Annotated in this window: 7 protein-coding genes; all 7 read left to right on the top strand. The window is 62.8% G+C overall.

The genetic code is table 11. The annotated features are described in order from the left end of the window. The first annotated feature begins 515 nt into the window (after window positions 1-515). Genes V6M52_RS06090 through nuoG form a run of 7 tightly spaced genes read left to right on the top strand, consistent with a single transcriptional unit; the run spans window position 516 to window position 8,003 of the window. Entirely contained in the window at window positions 516-881 is a 366-nt protein-coding gene (locus V6M52_RS06090; protein ID WP_332700403.1) for an NADH-quinone oxidoreductase subunit A, read from the top strand. Further along, entirely contained in the window at window positions 851-1,453 is a 603-nt protein-coding gene (locus tag V6M52_RS06085; RefSeq protein WP_442881822.1) for a NuoB/complex I 20 kDa subunit family protein, read from the top strand. Before V6M52_RS06090 ends, V6M52_RS06085 begins: the two co-directional genes overlap by 31 nt. 9 nt (window positions 1,454-1,462) lie before the next feature. Continuing rightward, a complete protein-coding gene (locus tag V6M52_RS06080; protein WP_442881821.1) occupies window positions 1,463-2,080 on the top strand; it encodes an NADH-quinone oxidoreductase subunit C in 618 nt (205 codons plus the stop codon). Then, on the top strand, window positions 2,077-3,270 hold the full coding sequence (locus tag V6M52_RS06075) for an NADH-quinone oxidoreductase subunit D (RefSeq protein ID WP_332700401.1): 1,194 nt from the start codon (window positions 2,077-2,079) through the stop codon (window positions 3,268-3,270). Before V6M52_RS06080 ends, V6M52_RS06075 begins: the two co-directional genes overlap by 4 nt. Further along, a complete protein-coding gene (gene nuoE / locus V6M52_RS06070; RefSeq protein WP_332700400.1) occupies window positions 3,270-4,574 on the top strand; it encodes an NADH-quinone oxidoreductase subunit NuoE in 1,305 nt (434 codons plus the stop codon). Before V6M52_RS06075 ends, nuoE begins: the two co-directional genes overlap by 1 nt. Before the next feature lie 11 nt (window positions 4,575-4,585). Continuing rightward, window positions 4,586-5,893, top strand: coding sequence for an NADH-quinone oxidoreductase subunit NuoF (gene nuoF, locus V6M52_RS06065; protein ID WP_316354306.1), 1,308 nt, complete (start codon window positions 4,586-4,588; stop codon window positions 5,891-5,893). 4 nt (window positions 5,894-5,897) lie between these two features. Next, window positions 5,898-8,003 (top strand): NADH-quinone oxidoreductase subunit NuoG, encoded by a 2,106-nt coding sequence (gene nuoG / locus V6M52_RS06060; protein ID WP_332700391.1) that lies wholly within the window; start codon window positions 5,898-5,900, stop codon window positions 8,001-8,003. Window positions 8,004-8,008: the final 5 nt, after the last annotated feature.

Below are 8,008 nucleotides of genomic sequence, written 5' to 3'. Positions count from 1 at the left end.
GGCTGTGACCGATGTGGTCTCCGTTCGCGGTGAACTCGTCGGCCAGGGCGACTTCGACGGTGCTTCGGACCCGTTCTTCGAAGCGGCCAAGGCAACTGTCGGCGTCTACTACCACTTCTAAGTTTTGCAATCGGCAGGGCGGCTCGCCGCCCTGTTGACCTAGCGTCTTGCAAACCCAATTCGGCGAACCACAACAGTGGTTCGCCGTTTTGGTTTGAGGCCCGCCTTGTGCAGGCCTTTGCAGTTTTGGGCGCATTGCCGCCGCCGAGACCGGAATCCAAAATCAGCGAAGATCGCAGCAAGCCCATATCGCCAAATTTGTCAGGCGGGGTCTAATCTTGCGGGCGTTTCGCCGTCAGATATATGATTTTTCTAGTCATATTTTCTTTCCCTTGAAACCCGATAGCCAAAGGTCTAAGCCCAAGCCATCAACTGTCGCGTTGGTTCGCTCGCCCCAATTGCCTGCGCAACCCTCGCAACCCGGTCGCCCGACCGGACTAGAAACAGGCTGCCGCATGACTGATTTGCTCAGCGACTATCTGCCGATTGTCATCTTTATCGCCGTGGCCGGCGTTATCGGACTGGCCCTCCTGGTTGCTCCCTTCATCGTCGCCGTGAAGAACCCCGATCCCGAGAAGGTTTCGGCATTCGAGGCGGGCTTTGACGCCTTCGATGACGCCCGCATGAAGTTCGACGTGCGATTCTATCTCGTCTCGATTCTCTTCATCATCTTCGACCTCGAAGTGGCGTTCCTGTTTCCCTGGGCGGTGGCCTTCCGCGATGTTGGCTGGTTCGGATTCTGGTCAATGATGATCTTCCTCGGCGTCCTGACCGTCGGTTTTATCTATGAATGGCGGAAAGGGGCCCTGGAATGGGATTGAGTGAACCAACCGGTACGCTGGTCGCACCGCGCCCGACCGGCCTTGTCGACCCGCGCACCAACAAGGTTGCCGGCGCCACGGATCCGTTTTTCACCGACGTAACCGACGAACTGGCCGACAAGGGCTTCCTGGTCTCGACCGTGTCGCAACTGGTCAACTGGGCCCGCACCGGCTCGCTGATGTGGATGCAGACGGGTCTGGCCTGCTGTGCCGTCGAGATGATGCAGATGTCGATGCCGCGCTACGATATCGAGCGTTTCGGCACCGCGCCGCGCGCCTCGCCACGCCAGTCCGACGTGCTGATCGTTGCCGGCACGCTGACCAACAAGATGGCCCCCGCGCTGCGCAAGGTCTATGACCAGATGCCGGAGCCGCGCTACGTCATCTCCATGGGCAGCTGCGCCAATGGCGGTGGCTATTATCACTATTCCTATTCGGTCGTGCGCGGGTGCGATCGCGTTTTGCCGGTGGACGTCTACGTCCCGGGTTGTCCGCCTACGGCCGAAGCGCTTCTTTACGGCATCCTGTTGCTGCAAAAGAAAATCCGCCGCACCGGCACCATCGAACGCTAGGTCCCCAGAATGGATGAAGCTATCCAGGTCGATCCGCTCATGGACCTCGGCGCGCATATTGCAGGCGCACTGGGTTCGGCGGTTCTGTCGCAGCAAGTTGCCTTTGGCGAACTGACCCTGAACGTCGAACGCGACGCAATCGTGGCGGTCGCCACCTTCCTGCGCGACGATCCGCACTGTCGCTTCATCAGCTTTATCGACGTCTGCGGTGCCGACTATCCGGCCCGCGACGAGCGTTTCGACGTCGTCTATCACTTCATGAGCCCGCACCTGAACCAGCGCATCCGCGTGAAAGTGACGGCCGACGACGTGACACCCGTGCCGAGCATCACTGGCGTCTTCAAGGGCGCGGAGTGGTTCGAGCGCGAGGCCTATGACCTCTATGGCATGCTGTTCTCCGGCCACGGCGATCTGCGCCGCATCCTGACCGACTACGGTTTCGACGGCCATCCGCTGCGCAAGGACTTCCCGACGACTGGTTTCGTCGAGGTCCGTTATGACGAAGAGCGCAAGCGCGTAGTCTATGAGCCGGTCAAGCTCATGCAGGAATACCGTTCGTTCGACTATCTGTCGCCTTGGGAGGGTACTGATTACGTACTGCCCGGCGACGAGAAGGCCAAGCAATGAGTGTTGAAGCCGAAGTCCGCAATTTCACGATCAACTTTGGTCCCGTGCACCCCTCGGCGCACGGTGTGCTGCGTCTGATTCTGGAACTCGATGGCGAAATCGTCGAGCGCGTCGATCCCCATATCGGCCTGCTGCACCGCGGCACCGAAAAGCTGATCGAATCCAAGACCTACCTGCAGGCTGTACCCTATTTCGATCGCCTCGATTACGTGGCGCCGATGAACCAGGAGCATGCCTTTGCCTTGGCCGTGGAGAAGCTGCTTGGCCTCGAAGTTCCGCGCCGCGGCCAGCTCATCCGCGTGCTCTATTCGGAAATCGGACGCCTGCTCGCGCACCTGATGAACGTCACCACCCAGGCCATGGACGTTGGTGCGCTGACGCCGCCGCTCTGGGGCTTCGAGCAGCGCGAAAAGCTCATGGTGTTCTATGAGCGCGCCTCTGGCGCCCGCATGCATGCCGCCTATTTCCGTCCCGGCGGGGTTCATCAGGACCTGCCGCAGGCGCTGATCGACGATATCGAGACCTTCTGCGAGACCTTCCCCAAGGCGCTGGCCGATATCGACAGCCTGCTCACCGAGAACCGCATCTTCAAGCAGCGCAATGTCGATATCGGCGTGGTCAAGCTTGAGGACGCCTGGAATATGGGGTTCTCCGGCGTCATGGTCCGCGGCTCTGGCGCCGCCTGGGATCTGCGCAAGAGCCAGCCCTACGAATGCTATGACGAGATGGAATTCGACATTCCGATCGGCAAGAACGGCGACTGCTACGACCGCTATCTCATCCGCATGGAAGAGATGCGCCAGTCGACCCGCATCATGAAGCAGTGCGTGGACAAGCTGAACGCGCCGGACGGAAAGGGCCCCGTGTCCTCGCTCGACGGCAAGGTCGTTCCGCCCAGCCGTGGCGAGATGAAGCGTTCGATGGAAGCGCTGATCCATCATTTCAAGCTCTATACTGAGGGCTACAAGGTGCCTGCGGGCGAGGTCTATGCCGCCGTTGAAGCGCCCAAGGGTGAATTCGGCGTCTACCTGGTCAGCGACGGCACCAACAAGCCCTATCGTTGCAAGATCCGGGCGCCGGGTTTTGCGCATTTGTCGGCCATGGATTTCCTGTGCCGCGGCCACATGCTGGCTGACGTCTCGGCCATCCTGGGCTCGCTCGATATCGTGTTCGGAGAGGTTGATCGCTAATGGTTGCGCGTCGCCTTGCGGATGTGTCGGTTCAACCGGCCGCGTTCGCCTTTACCGCTGAAAACGCCAAATGGGCGGAATGGAAGATCGGGCTTTACCCGGCCGGTCGTCAGCAATCTGCTGTCATTCCGCTGCTCATGCGCGCCCAGGACCAGGACGGCTGGGTCAGCCGCGCCACGATCGAAGCGATCGCCGACATGCTCGGCATGGCCTATATCCGCGTGCTGGAAGTGGCCACGTTCTACACCCAGTTCCAGCTTCAGCCGGTGGGCACCCGCGCCCATATCCAGGTCTGCGGCACGACGCCGTGTCAGTTGCGTGGCGCTGAGGCGCTGATCGACATCTGCAAATCCAAGATCCACCACGATCCGCACCACCTCAATGCCGATGGCACGATGAGCTGGGAAGAGGTCGAGTGCGCCGGCGCCTGCGTCAATGCGCCGATGGTGACGATCTATCACGACACCTATGAAGACCTGACCCCAGAGCGTTTCGAGGAAATCGTCGACGCCTTTGCCGCCGGTAATGGCGCATCGATCAAGCCGGGTCCGCAGATCGACCGGCTTTATTCCGCGTCCGAGGGTGGTCGCACGACCTTGCTGGAAAAGCCGAGCGCCAAGCGCACCAAGTTCGTGCCGCCCCCGCCGCCGGCCGATGCGAGTGCTCCGGCAGCACCTGCCGCGGCGGCTCCCGCGCCCGCACCGACCACGGCTGCCAGGCCCAAGGACGTGAGCGAAGAGAACGCTCCGGCGATCAAGGGCACGCCCGCGACCGCGAAGGTTTCCGAAGCAAAGGCCGACGGCGAGCGCAAAGCCGCCAACGCCTCGGCCAAGGCCAACGGCAAGCCTAACAAGGCGATGCGCGAAGACGCGACTGGCGCCGAGTCCGTGGCCGCCAAGGTCGATGGCGGCAGGGCGCCGGGCAAGGCTCCGGCCGCCGATGGCACCAGCACCGCGGTCAAGAAAACCCGCACGATCATCGCGGCCAAAGCCAATCCCGCCGAGGTCAATCCGGTCGCCGAAAAGGGCGGCAGCGCGCCGCTGTTTGCAGCGCCCGCCGGTGCGCCGGACGATCTCAAGCTGATTTCGGGTGTCGGTCCGGTGCTCGAGGGCCGGCTCAACGCGCTCGGCATCACCAAGTGGAGCCAGATTGCCACCTTCTCGGCCGACGACATCGCCAAGGTCGAGGATTCGCTGAGCTTCAAGGGTCGCGTGGCCCGCGACAACTGGCTGGCTCAGGCCGAGGCTCTCGCCCGCGGCGGCGAGGCAGAATACATCCGCGTCTTCGGCAAGAAGCCGCGTTAGGAGTGTGAAGAGTGCTCGCTGACAAGGACCGCATTTTCACCAATCTCTATGGCCAGGGCGACTGGACGCTCGAAGGCGCGCGTTCGCGCGGCGCCTGGGTGGGCACCAAGGAGTTCATCGACGCCGGCCGCGATTGGATCACCAACGAGGTCAAGGCCTCTGGCCTGCGTGGCCGTGGCGGCGCCGGTTTCCCGACCGCGCTCAAATGGACCTTCATGCCCAAGGTCAATGACGGGCGTCCACACTACCTGCTGGTCAATGCCGACGAGTCCGAGCCGGGCACCTGCAAGGACCGCGATATCCTGCGGCATGATCCGCATCATCTGGTGGAAGGGTGCCTCTTGGCTGCCCGTGCCATGGATGCGCATCTGGCCTTCATCTATGTGCGCGGCGAGTTCATCCGCGAACGCCAGCGCCTCGAGGCCGCCGTCGAGCAGGCCTATGAGGCCAAGCTGATCGGCAAGGACAATATCCACGGCTGGGACCTGGACATCATCGTCCACCACGGCGCCGGCGCCTATATCTGCGGCGAAGAAACTGCGCTGATGGAGTCGCTCGAAGGCAAGAAGGGCCAGCCGCGCCTCAAGCCGCCATTCCCGGCAGGCATGGGCGTCTATGGCAACCCGACCACTGTAAACAACGTCGAGTCGATTGCCGTCGTCCCGGAAATCCTGCGCCGCTCGGGCGCCTGGTTCGCCTCCATCGGCCGCGCCAACAATACTGGCACCAAGTTGATGTGCGTCTCCGGCCACGTCAACAAGCCGGCGACCTTCGAAGAGGCCATGGGTGTCACCTTCGAAGAAATCATCGAGAAGCATTGCGGCGGCATTCGCGGCGGCTGGGACAACCTGCTGGCCGTGATCCCGGGCGGCGCTTCGGTTCCCTGCGTTCCCGGTGAGAAGATCCGTCACGCTGTCATGGACTTCGACGGACTTCGTGAAGTCGGATCTTCACTCGGAACGGCTGCCGTCATCGTCATGGACAAGCAGACCGACATCATCAAGGCCATCTGGCGCCTGTCTGCTTTCTACAAGCACGAGAGCTGCGGCCAGTGCACGCCATGCCGCGAAGGCACCGGCTGGATGATGCGCGTCATGGAGCGCATGGTCGAAGGTCGCGCCCAGAAGCGCGAGATCGACATGCTGTTCGAAGTGACCAAACAGATCGAAGGCCACACCATCTGCGCACTCGGCGACGCCGCTGCGTGGCCAATCCAGGGGCTGATCCGCAACTTCCGTCACGTCATCGAAGAGCGGATCGACCAGTATACGTATTCGTCCACCAGCGACGGCGCCGTGCCGTCGATCGCTGCGGAGTAGGGCCATGGCTTCCATCAAGGTCGACGGCCAGCTCGTCGAAGTCCCGGATTACTACACGCTGATGCAGGCGGCTGAGGCCGCGGGCGCGGAAATCCCGCGCTTCTGCTATCACGAGCGCCTGTCGGTGGCCGGCAATTGCCGCATGTGCCTCGTCGAGGTGAAGGGCGGACCGCCCAAGCCGCAGGCCTCCTGCGCCATGGCGGTCAAGGACCTGCGTCCCGGCCCCAATGGCGAGCCGCCCGAAATGTTCACCAACACGCCCATGGTCAAGAAGGCCCGCGAAGGCGTGATGGAATTCCTGCTGATCAACCATCCGCTCGATTGCCCGATCTGCGATCAGGGCGGCGAGTGCGACCTGCAGGACCAGGCCATGGCCTATGGCGTGGACAAGAACCGCTTTGCCGAGAACAAGCGCGCGGTCGAGGACAAGTATATTGGCCCGCTGGTCAAGACCTCGATGAATCGCTGCATCCACTGCACGCGCTGCGTTCGCTTCACCACCGAAGTTGCCGGTATCGCCGAAATGGGTCTGCTGGGCCGCGGCGAAGATGCCGAGATCACGACTTACCTGGAAAAGGCGCTGACCAGCGAACTGCAGGGCAATGTCATCGATCTCTGCCCCGTCGGCGCGCTGACCTCCAAACCCTACGCGTTCAATGCGCGTCCGTGGGAACTGGTGAAGACCGAATCCATCGACGTGATGGACGCCGTCGGCTCCAATATCCGCGTCGACAGCCGTGGCCGCGAAGTGATGCGCATCCTGCCGCGCATCAACGAGGCCATCAACGAAGAGTGGATTTCCGACAAGACGCGCTTTGTCTGGGATGGGCTCAAGAGCCAGCGGCTCGACCGACCCTATGTGCGCAAGGGCGGCAAGCTGCAGCCGGCGAGCTGGGACGAGGCTTTCGCCGCAGTCGCAGCACGCATCAAGAAGGCCGGCAACAAGGTCGGCGCCATTGCTGGCGACCTGGCCGCCGTGGAGGAAATGTACGCGCTCAAGGCGTTGCTCGCCTCGATCGGCTCCGGCATGACTGACGTGCGCCCCGCCATGTCGGGTATCGATCCGTCGATGCCACGCGCGGCCTATACCTTCAATCCGACCATTGCCGGAATCGAGCAGGCCGACGCCATCCTCATCATCGGCGCCAATCCGCGCCGCGAGGCAGCGCTGATTAATGCCCGTATCCGCAAGACCTGGCGCGCCAAGGGCCTGCCGATTGCCGTCATCGGCGAGCGGGCGGACCTGACCTATGATTACGCCTATCTCGGCGAGGGCTTTGAGACGCTTGCAGACCTTGCTGCCGGCAAGGGCGAGTTCGCCGAAATCCTCGCCAAGGCCAAGAACCCGCTGATCATCGTCGGCGAAGGCGCTGTGTCCCACGCCACGCTGGGCAAGCAGGTTGGCCGCGACACCATCGCGCTGGCAGCCAAGCTGGCGACGGCCGGCGCTGAAGTGGCCGAGGGCTGGAATGGCTTTGCCCTGCTGCACAATGCTGCGAGCCGCGTCGGTGGTATCGACATCGGTTTCGTGCCGCATGCTGGCGGCGTCTGCTCTGCCGACCAGATCGGATTGGCAGGCAAGGGCGAACTCGATGTGCTCTTCCTGCTCGGCGCTGACGAATACGACATGTCAGCCATGGGCAAGGCATTCGTGGTCTATGTCGGCACCCATGGCGATGCCGGTGCGCACCGCGCCGATGTCATCCTGCCGGCCGCGACCTACACCGAGAAGTCGGGCACCTATGTGAACACCGAGGGGCGCGTGCAGGTGACCAGCCGCGCCGTATTCCCGCCGGGCGATGCCAAGGAAGACTGGGCCATTATCCGTGCGCTGTCGGGTGCCATGGGCAAGCCGCTGCCGTTCAACTCGCTGACCCAGTTGCGCGCCGCCATCTATGCCGAGTTCCCGCATCTGGCCCGCATTGACCAGATTGCGTCCGGCTCGGTGGCCGATGTCGCCAAGCTGGCCAAGGCTGCGATCAAATCCAAGTCTGCCCCGTTCGGCTCGGCCGTCTCCGATTTCTATCTCAGCAATCCGATCGCTCGCGCCTCCGCCGTCATGGGCGAATGCGCGGCAACCGCAGCCGGTCTCCGGCAGGCCGCGGAGTAGGGGAG

Origin of the sequence: Devosia sp. (genome assembly GCF_036676215.1) — a bacterium.
Lineage (GTDB): Bacteria > Pseudomonadota > Alphaproteobacteria > Rhizobiales > Devosiaceae > Devosia.
The sequence above is the reverse complement of the archived record's forward strand: the minus strand, read 5'-3'. Positions and strand labels throughout refer to the sequence as shown.

Excerpts from the sequence above, each read along its gene's own strand:
- V6M52_RS06090 (WP_332700403.1), top strand. The coding sequence starts at position 516 with ATGACTGATTTGCTCAGCGACTATCTGCCGATTGTCATCTTTATCGCC.
- V6M52_RS06085 (WP_442881822.1), top strand. The coding sequence starts at position 851 with ATGGCGGAAAGGGGCCCTGGAATGGGATTGAGTGAACCAACCGGTACG.
- V6M52_RS06080 (WP_442881821.1), top strand. The coding sequence starts at position 1,463 with ATGGATGAAGCTATCCAGGTCGATCCGCTCATGGACCTCGGCGCGCAT.
- V6M52_RS06075 (WP_332700401.1), top strand. The coding sequence starts at position 2,077 with ATGAGTGTTGAAGCCGAAGTCCGCAATTTCACGATCAACTTTGGTCCC.
- nuoE (WP_332700400.1), top strand. The coding sequence starts at position 3,270 with ATGGTTGCGCGTCGCCTTGCGGATGTGTCGGTTCAACCGGCCGCGTTC.
- nuoG (WP_332700391.1), top strand. The coding sequence starts at position 5,898 with ATGGCTTCCATCAAGGTCGACGGCCAGCTCGTCGAAGTCCCGGATTAC.